The sequence below is a fragment of the Paenibacillus terrae genome (assembly GCF_000943545.1).
Classification (GTDB): Bacteria; Bacillota; Bacilli; order Paenibacillales; family Paenibacillaceae; genus Paenibacillus; species Paenibacillus terrae_A.
Genome location: NZ_JTHP01000002.1, coordinates 188,270 through 204,079, shown reverse-complemented (window position 1 = coordinate 204,079; position 15,810 = coordinate 188,270). Strand labels below are relative to the sequence as shown.

The 15,810-nt window shown below is 45.1% G+C and carries 14 protein-coding genes; 12 read left to right on the top strand and 2 right to left on the bottom strand.

All coding sequences use genetic code 11. The annotated features are described in order from the left end of the window. Positions 1-423: 423 nt before the first annotated feature. Complete coding sequence (locus QD47_RS02265; RefSeq protein ID WP_044644597.1) at positions 424-1,776, bottom strand: alkaline phosphatase; 1,353 nt, start codon at positions 1,774-1,776, stop codon at positions 424-426. A gap of 382 nt (positions 1,777-2,158) precedes the next feature. Between QD47_RS02265 and QD47_RS02260 the strand changes: the two genes are divergently transcribed. The 12 genes from QD47_RS02260 (at position 2,159) to QD47_RS02205 (ending at position 14,675) form a co-directional block, all read left to right on the top strand. Then, positions 2,159-2,686, top strand: coding sequence for a hypothetical protein (locus QD47_RS02260; RefSeq protein WP_044644596.1), 528 nt, complete (start codon positions 2,159-2,161; stop codon positions 2,684-2,686). A gap of 267 nt (positions 2,687-2,953) precedes the next feature. Beyond that, a complete protein-coding gene (locus QD47_RS02255) occupies positions 2,954-3,679 on the top strand; it encodes a FadR/GntR family transcriptional regulator (RefSeq protein WP_044644595.1) in 726 nt (241 codons plus the stop codon). A 48-nt stretch (positions 3,680-3,727) separates the two neighbouring features. Continuing rightward, entirely contained in the window at positions 3,728-4,912 is a 1,185-nt protein-coding gene (locus tag QD47_RS02250) for a M20 metallopeptidase family protein (RefSeq protein WP_044644594.1), read from the top strand. A 70-nt stretch (positions 4,913-4,982) separates the two neighbouring features. Next, entirely contained in the window at positions 4,983-6,536 is a 1,554-nt protein-coding gene (locus QD47_RS02245) for an ABC transporter substrate-binding protein (RefSeq protein ID WP_044644593.1), read from the top strand. Between the two features lie 84 nt (positions 6,537-6,620). Next, positions 6,621-7,538 carry an ABC transporter permease gene (locus tag QD47_RS02240; protein ID WP_044644592.1) on the top strand — a complete coding sequence of 306 codons (918 nt, stop codon included), beginning with the start codon at positions 6,621-6,623 and terminating at the stop codon, positions 7,536-7,538. Positions 7,539-7,555: 17 nt separating this feature from the next. After that, positions 7,556-8,488, top strand: coding sequence for an ABC transporter permease (locus QD47_RS02235; protein WP_044644591.1), 933 nt, complete (start codon positions 7,556-7,558; stop codon positions 8,486-8,488). Positions 8,489-8,511: 23 nt separating this feature from the next. Next, the gene (locus QD47_RS02230; protein WP_044644590.1) at positions 8,512-9,489 is read left to right on the top strand and encodes an ABC transporter ATP-binding protein; all 978 of its coding nucleotides are present in this window, start codon (positions 8,512-8,514) and stop codon (positions 9,487-9,489) included. After that, a complete protein-coding gene (locus tag QD47_RS02225) occupies positions 9,486-10,490 on the top strand; it encodes an ABC transporter ATP-binding protein (protein ID WP_044644589.1) in 1,005 nt (334 codons plus the stop codon). Before QD47_RS02230 ends, QD47_RS02225 begins: the two co-directional genes overlap by 4 nt. Positions 10,491-10,533: 43 nt before the next feature. Continuing rightward, entirely contained in the window at positions 10,534-12,558 is a 2,025-nt protein-coding gene (locus QD47_RS02220) for a S9 family peptidase (protein WP_044644588.1), read from the top strand. Beyond that, a complete protein-coding gene (locus tag QD47_RS02215; protein WP_044644587.1) occupies positions 12,551-13,015 on the top strand; it encodes a hypothetical protein in 465 nt (154 codons plus the stop codon). Before QD47_RS02220 ends, QD47_RS02215 begins: the two co-directional genes overlap by 8 nt. Before the next feature lie 207 nt (positions 13,016-13,222). Then, on the top strand, positions 13,223-13,645 hold the full coding sequence (locus tag QD47_RS02210) for a MarR family winged helix-turn-helix transcriptional regulator (protein ID WP_044644586.1): 423 nt from the start codon (positions 13,223-13,225) through the stop codon (positions 13,643-13,645). Continuing rightward, positions 13,638-14,675 carry a threonine aldolase family protein gene (locus QD47_RS02205; protein ID WP_044644585.1) on the top strand — a complete coding sequence of 346 codons (1,038 nt, stop codon included), beginning with the start codon at positions 13,638-13,640 and terminating at the stop codon, positions 14,673-14,675. Before QD47_RS02210 ends, QD47_RS02205 begins: the two co-directional genes overlap by 8 nt. A 228-nt stretch (positions 14,676-14,903) precedes the next feature. On the opposite strand, the gene QD47_RS02200 is transcribed toward QD47_RS02205, so the two are convergent. Then, positions 14,904-15,743, bottom strand: a complete 840-nt coding sequence (locus QD47_RS02200; RefSeq protein ID WP_044644584.1) for a helix-turn-helix domain-containing protein — start codon at positions 15,741-15,743, stop codon at positions 14,904-14,906. Positions 15,744-15,810: the final 67 nt, after the last annotated feature.

The following is a 15,810-nucleotide window of genomic DNA, read 5'->3' as shown; positions in this document are numbered from 1 at the left end:
AAATTTTATCAAGTTGTGGTTTAAAAATGCACCGCTGGGCCGCTACGCTGGCGCTGCGCTATTCATCATGTATGCATGCACAGAGCAGCACCATGATTCCGCCGCGCTTCATCATCGTGCTATAGAAGTTGAATCAAAGAAGGTATACGCTCAGCGATGGAATTCATGATTTTGTAGTCCCAGAACTCAACTTTATTGTATATAGACAGCTTGTCTGATGATAAAAATGTATGGAACCAGTCAGTATTATAGCTTTACAAACATCAAGAAAGATCCCGATGATATATCGGGATCTTTCTAGCTTAGGGGAGGCATTATGTCTACAATAGGCCGGCGAATTCAATCTATATAGGATCTTTTTTCAGTGTCTATAAAATAGGGGCTTGACCATGAATCCCAAAACCCCTTTTTTCTTTTGTTAATTTATTTGTTTTTTTTCAGAATATCAAAAATGATCTTTGCATTATCTGTATTGTCGATAAGTCCCGTAAACAATTCTTTCCCTGGCCCGTAAGCATAGACCGGTACATCTTCTCCAGTATGGCCACCTGTTGTCCAGCCAGCAAATGAACGAGTGTTGAAGATGGCTTCAATGGCATTATCGATTTTAACTTCGTCCTTTGTAGCAGAAGCAGTTTTGACCGATTGAACTTCACTTTCTGTAAGATCTAAGGAGATATATTTCTTAAGTGTATCTTCAACACTTGCGCCATCAACAATTTCTTTAGCCATAAAATCTGGTGTGCGCGTTGCTGCTTTAATTGGTGCTACATTAAAGTTATATTCTCCATTTGCACCGACCGAAAATCCGCCAGTAGAATGATCAGCAGTTGCAACTACTAATGTATTGCCGTCTTTCTTGGCAAAGTCGATCGCTGCTTTAAATGCTTTTTCAAAATCCGCCATTTCACTCATGGAAGCAACCACGTCGTTGTCATGACCTGCCCAGTCGATTTGGCTCCCTTCAATCATCAGGAAGAAACCATTATCATTTTTATTTAATCGGCTGATTGCAGCATTAGTCATATCTTCTAAAGAAGGTGTTTCTTTGGCACGATCGATTGCTTTATCTAGTCCACCTTGGGCAAATAGACCGAGAATTTGATCGTTTTTATTGTTCAGCAATCCTTCGCGATCAGTGACATAACCGAAACCGGCTTTCTTGAACTCTTCAGTTAAGTTTCGGTCTTTACGTACAAAATTGCTTAGTCCACCACCAAGCAGGACATCCACCTTGTGCTTTCCATTAATTTTTTCATCAAAGTAATCATCAGCAATAGCGTTCATGTTTTTACGGCTAACATCATGTGCGCCAAATGCTGCAGGAGTAGCATGAGTGATCTCAGATGTTGCAACTAAGCCGGTAGATTTCCCGTTTTCCTTCGCTTGCTCTAATACCGTTTTGACATCAGTTTTATCGTTATCTACGGCAATTGCAGCATTATATGTTTTAACACCGGCAGACATTGCTGTGGCAGCTGAAGCGGAGTCTGTTATATTTTGAGCCTCATCTTCCGGATACGTCGTTTGAGCACCTACAAGATACTGATCAAACTCTGTTTTTTCCATCAAAGGGGTTGCCGGGTTATCTTTCATATACCGATAGGCAGAAATATATGATGGACCCATGCCATCACCAATTAAAAAAATTACATTTTTAATTTTTTTTGTGTCTGAAGCTGCTTGCGTAGAAGCTCCTCCTGACACAATGCCAGTAACTGTGATTGATGACACCATAACGATAGGTAATATTTTTTTGAAAAAATGGCCTAACATAAAGTACCCCCTATTATTTATTCGTAGATTACCGATGATAATCGGCTAACACATAGATAATATTAGTATTCGTATATGAAGGGAGAGATAGTTTTATGTAATCAAAATGTAAAGAGGAAGAAAAAAGAAAGGAGAGCCATATCATTTTTTTTGGAAAAGGACCACTGGTTGAGTAGGGGATGACGTGTTCAAGTAATTTATAAAAAAGAGTCTTGACTTTTGTTCGATTTTAGGCAGGTACTTGACAGGCATGTGGTATATTAAAAAAAAGTTCAAACATCTACTAATGCTGGAGGTATATAGTGTATCAATACAAGGATCAGGAATATGAAGGTGTACATTTTGATGGACACTAAGCTTTGAAGTGAATGGAGGTTTTTGTATGGTACCGTCTGGAAAACTTCTTTTTTATCCAATGTATGGCGTCTGCTCCATGGAGACTGGGGAGGAGAAAAGTGACTTACAAGATCTATTGAGTTGTTATAGCTTGTATTTTCCAAAACAAGAACTGCACATGTTAATTCCCAAACAGAGAGCACAACAAAAGGGCATTCGTCCGTTGTCCAATGTAGATTCCATACTGAGTTCAAGGGCTCTATTTTTTGGAGAATATGCTCGACTGCCCTTTAACACGTCTGAACGTCGTATCGTTCTGCAAGCCAGGATCGAGTCGGGGTGTCTTCATGACCATTTTGGCATAATCAGGGATATGATTTGTGCCAAAGGCTACAATCTCAAACTGAATTCTCATGACAGGTCTATTTTAAGCTTGGCACGAGAGATGCTGGAAAGCGAGCTAAAGTATGTTTTGAATATTTCAGCAGACGATGCCAGCACGTATTTAAGAGAGGATATTGAAAAGCGTCAGCGTGACTTCAATACTCAGAGGTATAGCTCGGTTGACAACTAGAACCTTTAGATTTTGATTGTAGATAACCGGTCAAAGATTGGGAGTAGAATTTTTAGCCTTTGTCATCCCGCAAAAATGTAAAACTTTAAAGAAGCAGCTCTATAAAGGGGCTGCTTCTTTATATTTATTACAAAATCATTCATTAATATTAGAAAAAAAGTATTGCATATAGGTTTACTAGGCATTATGATAACAACAGATTATTTTTTTGTTCTCGAAAAAGGTATAAGGTTTAGACCTTAAAGATTTATGGATCGGAGTGTTCGTATGATAATCCAATCTCCTCTGCGCTTTGAGAAAGTATCAGCTAAAAAAGTGAGTGATTTTATTAGAGAGCAGTTGGAAGAGGCTATTATTCTAAAAGAGTTGCTTAGTGAGGAGCAGCTACCAACAGAACGGGAACTCGCAGAGATATTTAATGCCAGCAGAATTACAGTCCGTGAGGCGCTATCCCAATTGGAGTCCAAGGGACTCATTGAGAAGAGAGTAGGTGCCAAGGGAGGGACCTTTGTTCTTCCCGTGACAGCAAACTCTCATAAACGTACCCGAGCAGAAATCGCAAAAGATTGGGAGCATATGTTGAAGGTCTTTGAATATCGGATGATTGTGGAACCTGAGGGTGCTTTTTTAGCGGCTGCGCGGATCACCACAGATGAACTGGACTTGCTTCAGCATTATCTGGATCAAAGCATTGAAGCAGACTGTACTCGAGAATGGTTTCGGGCCTTGGATGTAAAGTTTCATTTAGCCATTGCCAAGGCATCGGGCAACCCATTTTGTGAAGCCGCTGTGAGGCAGATTCGGACCAAAATTAACCCATCGCTAGATCTCATGCCCTATGACGATCAGATTCGGACGGTGAACTACGACGTCCATACGGAAATTCTGAGTGCACTTCGGGCACGGGATGCTGAGAAGTCGCGGGAAGTGATGAGGCACCATATCGGACATTCCGCAGATGCCATTTATGCAAGACTGGTTGCAAAAGGCTAGTCGGTACTATACAGAAAAAATAAGATGATTCGAGCGGGGATGATAAAAATGAATATAAATGAACTTTTAGCATTATCCAGACCGCTTCAAGATCAGCTGATTGCTTGGCGCAGAGACTTTCATCGCCATCCTGAAACGGGTTATGAAGAGGTTCGTACATCGGGAATTGTGGCTGAACACTTACGTGAACTTGGGCTGGAAGTGATAACAAATGTAGGTAAAACCGGGGTTGTAGGTCTGTTACGAGGAAAAAGCCCGGGTCCTACAATCGGTCTAAGGGCAGATATGGATGCTTTACCGATTCAGGATGAAAAAACGGTTCCCTATCGGTCACAGATTCAGGGAAAGGCACATTTATGTGGGCATGATGCCCATACCGCAATACTGATGGGAGCCGCGCAGTTACTTACGAAGCTGGAACGGCCTGAAAGAGGAAATATCAAATTTGTCTTTCAACCAGCAGAAGAAGGTTTGGCCGGGGCCAAGGCTATGATTGATGATGGTGTGTTGGAAAATCCAAAAGTAGATGCGATGGCAGGACTACATATGTTCCCGGGTCTAAAGACAGGAACGCTTGGGGTCAGCAAAGGGGTAGCTTTTGCCTCCGCAGATAGCTTAACGATTAAGATTATAGGCAAAGGCGGTCATGCTGCCCGTCCGCATGAAGGAATAGACGCGATTGCCGTGTCCGCACAGGTTATTTCTGCCCTGCAAAATATACCAAGCCGTCTGGTTGATCCGCTTGAGACCATTGTCATTACGATCGGAAAAATTAGTGGTGGCTACATGGGGGCAGCCATTGCACCGGAAGTCGAGATGATTGGCACCGTGCGAACTTTGTCGGCAGAATTGCGCAGTCGGATGCCTGAACTGATCGAACAGGTAGTCCGTGGAGCGTGTGAATCGTTCGGAGCCGGATATGAGTTGAATTACCAGCTTGGCTACCCGGTTGTTCAGAACGACCCGGATATGGTTGATTTAATGACCGAAACCAGTGAGCAGCTGTTTGGCTCCAAGGAGTGGAACTACATCAAACCGTCAACAGGCGGGGAAGATTTCGCTTTTTATTGTGAGCAGGTACCCGGTGTTTTCTTCCGGTTGGGCTCGGGGAGAGGAGATGAAGATACAAGCTATCCATTGCATCATCCCAAGTTTGATTTGGATGAATCGGTACTGCCTTATGGAGTAGCCATGATGTCGGCCATAGCGCTGAATTTTTTGAAGACAAAATAAAAATCGGGTTTGAGACGCTCAGAAGCAGCTGTGTGGCAATATACAACCTCAATGGACTGGAGTGGACAAGATGAATAGACATAAGTGGTTTACAAGCGGGATTACGTTACTGATTGCTGTGATGATCCTGGCAGGCTGCGGTGCCCCATCCACAGGCGGTAGTAAAGACACCGCAACATCGACATCGACCGGCAGTAAAGTACTGACGATAGCGAATGCTACGGATATTGAGAGCTTTGATCCTCATAACAATAACAACACTGCGAGTGAAGCCGTTCTGGTTAACGTATTTGACTACTTGTTGAAAAATGATAGTCAGCAGAAGAAAGTCCCTGGACTCGCAACTTCTTGGGAAAAGGTAAATGATACAACGTGGCGTTTTCACTTGCGCGAAGGGGTTACCTTCCATAACGGTGATCCATTCACGGCGGAAGATGTGAAGTATACGATAGAAAGAGTTGCAAAGGATAACACGCTCAAACAAAATTCCTACTTTAAAAATATTAAAGAAGTGAAAGTGGTGGATGAACATACAGCAGACATCATAACCGACGGGCCAGATCCGCTGCTGCTCAATCGTTTATCCAAAATGGGAGCTGGGATCTTACCTTCCAAGTATATTGAGAAAAATGGGATAGAGGCATTCCTTAAAAATCCAATCGGTACAGGCCCTTATAAGTTTAGTCAATGGATTAAGGATGATCGTGTAGTACTGGTTAAAAACGATAAGTACTATGAAGGTCAGCCGAAATGGGATCAAGTTGTTTTTCGCTCCATCCCGGAAGCCTCTACGCGTGTATCTGAACTGCTCGCAGGCTCGATTGACATTGCTTCCGGAATCCCTTCCACCGATATAGAACGTATTCAAGGCGAAGACGGCAAAAAAATTGTCAAGGCTCCGATTCAGCGTGTTCTGCAATTGATTTTACGTCAAAGTCAGGGCAGTGTTACGGCTGATTCTAAAGTGAGAGAGGCGATAGATCTTGCGATTGATAAAAAGGGAATCGTGGACAGCATCGCAGGCGGTGCAGGGATTGTAACTCGTACTTCCGTTACACCAGGCAACTTTGGTGCCGATCCTTCCTTGTATGAGAAAACATTATATGATCCGACTAAAGCCAAAGAACTGCTGAAGCAGGCCGGTTACACTGGTGAAGGCCCAGCATTAACTCTTTCAGTATCCTCAATATACAAGGAGTATGCTGAGGTCGTAGCCGCCATGTTAAATAAAGAAGGCTTCAAAATTAAATTGGACGTGCTGGAGCCAAGTGCTTTCAGTGAGCGTTACAGCTCCAAATCCTTCAAAGAAATGTTTATGATCGGCATTGGTAATTCCCTGTTTGATGCTTCCAATAACTATAATCGCTACCTGCTAGAAGAGGCTAAAGGCGAAACGGATTATAACAATCCGAAGGTAGAGAAGCTGTTGCAGCATGCCCTGACGAATCTGGATACAGCTTCGCGTGAAAAAGAGTACCAGCAAGTGCAGCAGATATTGGCGGAAGATCGTCCGGCCGTCTATCTTTTCCAAATGGAAGGGATCTATGGCACTGGTAACGGTGTGAATTTCCAACCGAGAAGTGATGAGATGTTCTATGCAGAGGATATTACACCTGCAAAATAAAAAGAGAAGTGAACGGGCGGGGACCTCAATGCAGGTTCCTGCCCGTCCTTTTAAAAAAAGCCTGCTGGTTATGGAGGTGACGGATTGAAAACTTATATCGCCAAATCGCTGCTGCAGGTGATTCCTGTACTGCTGATTGTCTCTCTGATTGTATTCATCCTGGTGAGGGTAACCGGGGACCCTGTAGCGCTGATGCTGCCGGAGACCGCTACAGCCGAGGACCGTGCAGTACTGACACAGGCGCTTGGGCTGGATCAGCCATTATATGCACAATACATTAAATTTATTGGCAGTGCCTTACAAGGCGATTTTGGCACCTCGTTTCGCTATGGTGAATCGGCTTTGCCATTAGTGCTGGAACGGCTGCCTGCCAGTTTTGAATTAGCAGTAGCCGCCATGTTTTTTGCGGTTATCATCGCAGTGCCGTTGGGCGTCATCTCAGCAGTTAAACGTAATACCTTTACCGATTTAATCATTTCCAGTTTATCCGTAGTCGGAAAGGCCATGCCTAACTTTTGGATGGGGATTATGCTCATATTGTTATTCTCCGTCATGCTGGGGATGCTTCCGGTGTCCGGTCGGGGCGGGATGGAGCATTTGATACTTCCGGCCTTTACACTGGGTGTCGGTCTTTCTGCACAGATGACTCGACTCATTCGCTCCAGTATGCTGGACATTTTGAATCAGGACTATATACGAACAGCCCGAAGTAAAGGGATTCTCGAAATCGTGGTGATCGGAAAACACGCTTTTCGCAATGGATTGATTCCGGTCGTCACGATTATGAGCTTGCAATTTACGAGCTTGATCGGCGGTACACTGATTACAGAGACAGTATTTGCTTGGCCGGGTTTGGGGCAGCTACTTGTCGTCGCTGTGAATACACACGACATGGCTATCGTTCAGGCTGCTGTATTTGTGATTGCCTTTATTGTGGTCATCAGCAATATTTTAACCGATGTCGTTTACCGACTGCTTGATCCAAGAATTAAATACAACTAGAGAGGGGAGGAGGAAGTGTGGCAGGTATTCATGATGTACAAGCCCTTGGTCCAGACCCAGACCTGGATGGCAAAAAGCAAGCACAACCGTCTAGTATCAGGCGTATATGGAAGCAGCTGTTACGAAGTAAAACCGGAACGGTCGGTGCAATAATCATACTGCTCGTTTGCTTAACGGCACTATGTGCCCCTCTGCTGGCCAGTCACAATCCTGCGGATATTGACCCGCTTAATCGTCTGAAGCCACCCATGTGGCTGGCAGGTGGATTGCCGGAGCATTGGCTGGGTACAGATAACCTGGGACGGGATATGTGGAGCCGGATCGTATACGGGGCGAGAGTTTCGCTTATCGTCGGTGTCGGTGCAGTTCTGGTCTCAGGCACTATTGGCGCGATTCTCGGACTCCTCGCCGGGTTTTATGGTAAATGGGTGGATGCCATCATTATGAGAGTTGCCGATGCCTTTTTGGCCATTCCGGCTATTCTGCTGATGCTGGTCGTCCTGGCCGTGGTAGGGCCTGGCATGACTACACTTATTTTTGTTATTGGCGTTACGAATTGGGTTTCTTATACAAGGGTGGTCCGGGGCGAGGTATTGAGTATCAAGGAACGGGACTTCGTTAAAGCAGCCAAAGCGATTGGTTCAAAAAATAGCAGGATTCTGTTGAAGCACATTTTACCCAACGTCTTGTCTTCGTTCATTGTAATTTCCGGTATGAGCGTGGCGACAACGATTATTATGGAAGCTTCTCTTAGTTTTCTCGGATTAGGGATCACACCGCCAGCAGTGTCCTGGGGTGGCATGCTGAGCGATGGGAGACAGTATGTAGCCACGAGCTGGTGGGTGGCAACGTTTCCCGGTCTGGCGATTACCATCACGGTCCTGGGCGTCATTTTCCTCGGTGACTGGCTTCGAGACGTGTTAGATCCCCATATGAAAGCGAAAGAATAACAGAAAGCGGGGGATCGGAAAAGATGACCACGAAATTGCTTGAAGTGAACCATTTGAAAACCTACTTTAAAACGGAGGATGGCATCGTTCCTTCGGTCAACGGTGTCAGCTTCACTGTGAATCCAGGCGAAACGGTAGCTATTGTTGGCGAGTCCGGTTCCGGTAAAAGTGTAACCTCCTTGTCTATTATGGGTCTAGTGGCTGCGCCGGGTAAAGTCGTGGGTGGGGAGATTCTGCTTGAAGGCCGAGACTTACTCAAACTGTCCAAGGGGGAAATGCGAAAATATCGGGGGAACGAGGTATCCATGATTTTTCAGGAGCCGATGAGTTCGCTGAATCCGGTATTTACGATTGGTAACCAAATCAGTGAGGTCATCCGGCAGCACCAGAAGCTGAGCAAATCGGAGGCACGGCAGAAAAGTATTGAGATGCTGGAGAGGGTAGGCATACCTGGTGCATCGAAAGTGGTAAGTTACTTTCCGCATCAGCTGTCTGGAGGAATGCGTCAGCGGGTGATGATCGCCATGGCCTTGGCCTGTCAGCCTAAACTGCTGATCGCTGATGAACCGACGACGGCACTGGACGTTACGATTCAGGCTCAAATTTTGAATTTAATCCACAAGCTAAGCAAGGAAGAGAACACAGGCATCATTCTCATTACCCACGATTTAGGTGTCGTCGCGGAAATGGCCGATCGGGTGGTCGTGATGTATGCCGGGGAAGTGGTCGAGGAAGCGGACGTATTTGATTTGTTTGAAAAGCCTGGTCATCCTTATACGATTGGTTTGCTAGGATCACTCCCCAAGCTTACTGAACAGAGAGAATGGCTGGATTCCATTCCCGGTACCGTTCCTAATATGATGCAGATGCCGAGCGGCTGTCCATTTCATCCCCGCTGTCCTTATGCCCAGGAACAGTGCACCAAGATTCATCCTGAAATACAAGCCAAGGATCAAGGACACTATGTCAGATGTTTGCGGATGGAGGAGGTGTCAGTATGAATGAGACAGCACAGGGAATACCGCTTCTCGAAGTGAATGGGCTTAAAAAATATTATCCTATGAAAAAGGGTTGGTTTTCCCAAAAAAGCGGTTATGTACGGGCGGTTGATGGATTGAGTTTTAAGGTGATGCCTGGCGAAACCTTAGGTATTGTAGGTGAATCGGGTTGCGGCAAATCAACAACGGGACAAATGATTACACAACTGCTGGAACCCACGGCAGGCGAAATTCGTTTTCAAGGGCAAAGCCTGTCTGATTTAACCGACGAAGAAGTCCGCAAAGTCAGACGAGATTTACAGTTTGTATTTCAAGATCCGTACTCTTCTTTAAATCCGAGGATGAAGGTCTTTGATATCGTCGCCGAACCGCTTCGGGTACACGGGATTGCTAAAGGGAAAGAGCTTAAAGCTGAAGTTTTTCGACTGTTGCAGACGGTAGGATTAGGTGCTCATTTAGCAGATCGGCATCCCCATGAATTCAGTGGTGGACAGCGGCAGCGGATCGGCATAGCGAGAGCGCTTGCCATGAAACCGAAGCTCATTGTTTGCGATGAACCTGTATCTGCGCTGGATGTGTCGATTCAGGCTCAGATTTTGAATTTGTTAAAAGAGCTTCAGCAGCAGTTCCAACTTACCTACATTTTTATCGCTCACGGTCTGCCCTCCGTCAAGCATATTAGCGATCGCATCGCGGTGATGTACTTGGGAAAAATCGTGGAGCTTGCAGATCGTGATGAGTTGTTTGCACAGCCACAGCATCCGTATACCAAAGCATTGCTTGATGCAGTGCCTGTTCCAGATCCGAGGTTACGTAAAGAACGGATAACATTGTCGGGTGAAATCCCCAATCCTGCCAATCCGCCCTCGGGCTGTGCTTTTCACACGCGTTGCCCATACGCACAAGAAATATGCCGCCAACAGGGACCATTGCTCGAAGAGCATACTCTAGGGCATATTGTGGCCTGCCATTTTCCCCTGCATAAGCAGATGGCTCACGAATAGATAAGCTTTGGAAGTAGGAGTTAACCGGACAAGGGGGCTACTCATGAATAAACGATCAATTGTACCGGAGGATTTATACGGATATCAGTGGATCAGTGATCCGGCAGTAAGTTCCGATGGAACGATTGCCTACGTCCACAAAAGCATAGATCGTTCAAAGAATGACTACCATACGCACATCCGTGTCGTATCGCTTCTTGGGGCTGACGATAAGCCGTTGACCGATGGCAATAAGGATTCAGCTCCTGCTTGGTCACCCGATGGATCACAGCTTGTCTTTTTACGTATGGTGAATGGAAGCAAGCAGCTATGGATGGTTCCAGCGGATGGTAGAGAGGGACAGCGACTGACCGAGGTGAAACGTGGAGTGGGTACATTCGTCTGGTCGCCGGACGGGAAGTATATTGTATTTACAAGTATGGTTAGTATAAACGCCGAGCGGGAAGTCTTGGCGCTTGAGGAATATAGCAAGCAGTCTGGTGAGCGGGGGCGTATCGTGGATCGCACCACTCCCAAAGCTGAGGGATCGGGCTGGTGGAACGGTCTATTTAGTCATTTATTTGTTCTGGAGCTTGAAAACGGCCGGGTAACTCCAGTCACCTCCGGGCCTTGGAATGCTGCTTACCCTGTATGGTCCATAGATAGCAAGCGAATTTCATTTTTGTCCAAACGTGTAGAAGACGACAAGCTGGATGCAGACCTGCTTTCGTTTTCGGATGTGTATACGATCGATTGCGACGGCAGTCATCTGGTGAAAGTTACGGATTCCAGCTTGGCGATTAGCCAATTTTCGTATGCCCCGGACGGTAAATCATTGACTCTGATCGCCAGCGATCGCATTTATGGCAGTGGTAGCCAGAATCGACTGTATACCGTGCCTGTTATGGGGGGAGCCCCGCAGCTATTATTTCCTGAATTGGATATGCAAATCGGCAACTTCGCCTTAAGTGATATGAAATCCTTTGGTCCGTCTCCATCTCCGGTATATGCTCCTGCGAGGATGAAGCCAGAAATGTATGTGATCGGGACGCTGCAGGGTGCTGTTCACATATACCGATTCACAATGGACGGCAGTGTTCAAGCAGTAACTGCCGGAAGTGATAGAGATATCTATCAGTACACGCTATCTGCTGATGGTCGCTATCTGGTTTTCGCTGCACTTGATGCGGACCGGCCTGGAGAGCTGTATCAAATGAATCTGGAGACAGGGGAAGAGAAGCGGCTCACACGCCATAACGACGATTACATGGCCTCCTTGCAGGTGAGTGTACCGGAGTCTTTTTGGTTCGAGGCTTCGGATGGATTCAAGGTACAAGGATGGATCTTCAAACCGACTGGACTGGGCCCTGGAGAACGGGTTCCTTTGATTTTACAAATTCATGGGGGACCCCATGCGATGTATACCAGCACATATAGCCATGAGATACAGACGCTCCTTGCACAGGGGTATGCCGTGCTGATGACCAATCCACGCGGCAGCTTCGGTTATGGACAGGATTTTGCACAAGCCTGTCGGGGAGACTTTGGAGGAGGAGATTATCAGGATGTACTGAACGCCTTGGACTTTGCGCTGAACCAGTTTGATTATATAGACGAAACCCGGCTCGGCGTGGCTGGCGGCAGCTATGGAGGCTTGATGACCAACTGGATCATTTCTCACACGAACCGATTCCGCGCCGCCGTTACGCAGCGATGCATCTCCAATTGGCTATCCTTCTATGGTTTGAGTGATATCGGTATTTCCTACACGGAGGGTATCGTTGGGACTAACCCGTGGGAAGATCCTGAGCTGCTCTGGTCCAAGTCCCCACTGGCACATGTAAATAACATCGAAACTCCGCTGCTGATTTTACACGGCGAGGAAGACCTGCGTTGCCCGGTTGGACAAGGGGATGAGTTATATACAGCACTGAAGCGGCTGGGCAAAACAACACGCCTCATTCGCTATCCCGGGTCCAATCATTCTTTGCTGAAGAGCGGTAAACCATCTCTTCGTGTAGATAACTTTGAGCAAGTGGTGTCCTGGTTTAATTCCTACTTGAGTAAAGGAGTTGACTCCGATGAGTAAAGTGCAATTGTCGATGCCAGTGGCCTTTCTGATCGAGAACTTACGTACAAGTGGTGAACCGAAAGACGTCATCATTGAGTGTATCAAAAAACAGGAATTTTCTCCTTTGCTCGGCAAAGTTAAAGAAAAAACAATGGATTTCAATGAACGTTGTCAAACGGCAGAAGACATAGGGGACGAGTGGGAAGAAGCGATCCGCAGCGGTTATGAATTTAAGTTTTTACACATCAATGGGCTGAAAAGGCTGCTTTATTTTCGTTTTGATCGAACCATAGATCAGGATTATGAGCAGGATGGAATCATGTTGAAGGGTCTGCACCTTGATCCTATCGAAATTGATACCTTGCAAGGGCTGATTGGCAGGCAGTGGCAGGTGATGAAGGAAGAAAATGAAGTAGGCAGTGTGCAGAAGCCCGTAAGTATTAAGCTTTTATATCGAAATGATGATAGCTTTTAATGGGAAGATCAGTTACCATAGCTACGCCCAACAGTCCTGATGAGCATTTTTGATCGGGACTGTTTTTTATTTTATGGGCTAATTAATAAACTGAATTGCATCATATTTCGTTGACAGAGTCCACGAAAATCATTAATATAATTGTTGCATAAGTCCACTAAATAGGGGGAGTTATAAATCAATATAGATGCTAAGGTCATCGCAGATATGAGACATTTCAATCGATTTTATACCAATATACTTGGATTATTAGATAGACATGTGCTGGATAGCGGGTATTCCTTTACCGAGGCACGGGTCATTGTAGAGATCGGTATGATCGAGCCATGTATAGCCAATACGTTAGTCGATTCTCTTAAAATTGATCGCAGTTATATGAGTAGAATCATTGCTAAACTTTGCAAAGAGGGCTTCCTTGTTAAGGAAAATTCTTCGGTGGATAATAGAACAAATCTGATTCGTTTGACGCCTAAAGGAAAAGCGTTTTATCACCAACTGGATGAAAGATCTGACGAACAAGTCATAAAATTAGTTCAAGGTCTATCAGAAGAAGAGATTAAAGAATTACATACTTCTATGGTGTTCATTCAGAACAAACTAGAGAAATTGGAGAGAATACAAAATGATTAGATTTGAATGCGACTATACCGAAGGTGCCCATGAGCGTATATTAAAGCGACTATTGGAGACGAATGATGAACAAACCCCAGGCTATGGTGTGGACGAGCACTGTGAAAAAGCCAGAGCTTATATTAAAAAAGCATGTGACTCCGAAAATGCGGACGTACACTTTTTAGTTGGAGGTACACAGACCAATACAACGGTGATCTCTTCTATTTTGCGTCCGCATCAAGGTGTTATTGCTGCAAATTCTGGACATATTGCTGTACATGAGACCGGTGCGATTGAAGCTACTGGACATAAAGTACTTCCTTTGCCAAGTGATGATGGGAAAATCCGGGCCGAACAGGTAAAAGAGCTGCATGACGCTCACTGGAATGATGGCACTTTTGAGCATATGGTACAGCCTGGTATGGTTTATATTTCTCAGCCTACCGAGAATGGTACGCTTTATACTAAATCCGAGCTGGAAGCGTTAAGTCAAGTCTGCCGGGAATGTGGCTTACCCTTGTTTATCGACGGCGCTCGCTTAGGGTATGGCCTGGTTGCAGTGGACAACGATGCATCTTTAGCAGATATAGCAAAGCTGTGTGATGTATTTTATATCGGCGGTACAAAAATTGGAGCGCTGATGGGAGAAGCAGTAGTCATTATCAATGATGCTTTGAAAAAAGATTTTCGATACATGATCAAGCAAAAAGGGGGGCTGCTGGCGAAGGGACGAATGTTGGGTATACAGTTTGAAGCTTTATTTGAAAATGGTTTATACTATGAGATTTCCAAGCACGCTGTAGATATGGCCATGTTGATTCAAACTTCGTTAACGAAACAAGGAGTTCAATTTCTATATCATTCTACAACGAATCAACAGTTCCCGATTTTACCAGATCGTATCTTAAAAGCATTGAACGAAAAATATACTTTTTCCTTTTGGGAAAAAGTTGATGCTGCACATAGTGCCGTTCGATTTTGTACCAGTTGGGCTACGAAGAAAGACAATGTTGAAATGCTGATTCAGGATATCAAAGCATTGCAGTAAATTAAATGTGAAAATCAGTTCATAGAATCCTAAAGATGTAGAATGACTATGTAATAGGCCATACTTCGTTGCATGTATTGCAGCGAAGTATGGTTTTTTTGTTGTGTATTTTACTTAATCCAAAGCGGTTTGTCTTCAGTTCCATGAAAGAGCAAGCGGATATAAAAATGGAAAAACAAGACAAGAGCAGTTGTATAAAATTTACTGCAGATTCTTTACACTGAATATCTAACGAATCTGCTTGCGGTACTGAAGAGGGGAGAGCCCGGTTATTTTTTTGAAGATTTTATTAAAATGGGAAGCATGGCCGAATCCGACATCCTCTGCAATATGCTGAATTTTGTCTTTGGTGGTTCGCAGTCTCGTTTGGGCTGCCCTGACCCTCACCACGCGGATGTATTCGCTGAAATGAAAGCCGGTCAATTTTGGAAAGATGCGGCTTAGGTAGGCTGGACTAATGAAGTAGTAGGCAGCCACCTGTTCAAGGGTTAATGGTTCAGGGTAATGGTCCTGAATAAAAGAGGAAATTTCCGTTATTTTCTGATGCATCGGATGAGAGGAAACAGGCTCACTTCGTTCAACCGCTTCCGATCGGTGCACCAGGATGAGCAATTCCAGCAGTAAATGCTGTACGCAACGGTCATGCAGGGGTTGCTGATTTCGGCATTCGGTATTCATTTGCAGGAACAAGCGTTCAACATCGATCTGCTCTCTAACCGGTAGGCGCAGTAGTGCAGATTGCTGATACGGCGGCAGGTTAAGAATGTCACGATCCTGCTGTGGAAGGAAAGTCGGTGAAAAATGAATCAAAATGCGCTCCGTTTCCTCCAATTGTGAACTGGCGGTAGAGTGCAAATCATGAGGGAGGATAAATATCAGATCACCCTTGCGGGCGATGTATACTTTACCGTTCATAAAGTAGATGCGTTCGCCTCGTAGTAAATAGTACAGCTCGTAGCTATCGTGGACATGAGGTTTTGGCATAACTGTGAATCCGGTACGGTAGATGTGATGAATGGAGAATTGTTGTTCCCCAATGACATATTTGTCGTCGTTCGTTTCCGTCATGTGCTTCTTCCTTTACAAGTTAAGATAAGTAAGCGCATTCATATATCAACAGTATATATGACACCTG

Bases quoted from the DNA above. Each gene is read 5' to 3' on its own strand.
- QD47_RS02255 (WP_044644595.1), top strand. From the start codon at position 2,954: ATGATAATCCAATCTCCTCTGCGCTTTGAGAAAGTATCAGCTAAAAAA.
- QD47_RS02265 (WP_044644597.1), bottom strand. From the start codon at position 1,776: ATGTTAGGCCATTTTTTCAAAAAAATATTACCTATCGTTATGGTGTCA.
- QD47_RS02215 (WP_044644587.1), top strand. From the start codon at position 12,551: ATGAGTAAAGTGCAATTGTCGATGCCAGTGGCCTTTCTGATCGAGAAC.
- QD47_RS02225 (WP_044644589.1), top strand. From the start codon at position 9,486: ATGAATGAGACAGCACAGGGAATACCGCTTCTCGAAGTGAATGGGCTT.
- QD47_RS02260 (WP_044644596.1), top strand. From the start codon at position 2,159: ATGGTACCGTCTGGAAAACTTCTTTTTTATCCAATGTATGGCGTCTGC.
- QD47_RS02205 (WP_044644585.1), top strand. From the start codon at position 13,638: ATGATTAGATTTGAATGCGACTATACCGAAGGTGCCCATGAGCGTATA.
- QD47_RS02200 (WP_044644584.1), bottom strand. From the start codon at position 15,743: ATGACGGAAACGAACGACGACAAATATGTCATTGGGGAACAACAATTC.
- QD47_RS02250 (WP_044644594.1), top strand. From the start codon at position 3,728: ATGAATATAAATGAACTTTTAGCATTATCCAGACCGCTTCAAGATCAG.
- QD47_RS02220 (WP_044644588.1), top strand. From the start codon at position 10,534: ATGAATAAACGATCAATTGTACCGGAGGATTTATACGGATATCAGTGG.
- QD47_RS02210 (WP_044644586.1), top strand. From the start codon at position 13,223: ATGAGACATTTCAATCGATTTTATACCAATATACTTGGATTATTAGAT.
- QD47_RS02245 (WP_044644593.1), top strand. From the start codon at position 4,983: ATGAATAGACATAAGTGGTTTACAAGCGGGATTACGTTACTGATTGCT.
- QD47_RS02230 (WP_044644590.1), top strand. From the start codon at position 8,512: ATGACCACGAAATTGCTTGAAGTGAACCATTTGAAAACCTACTTTAAA.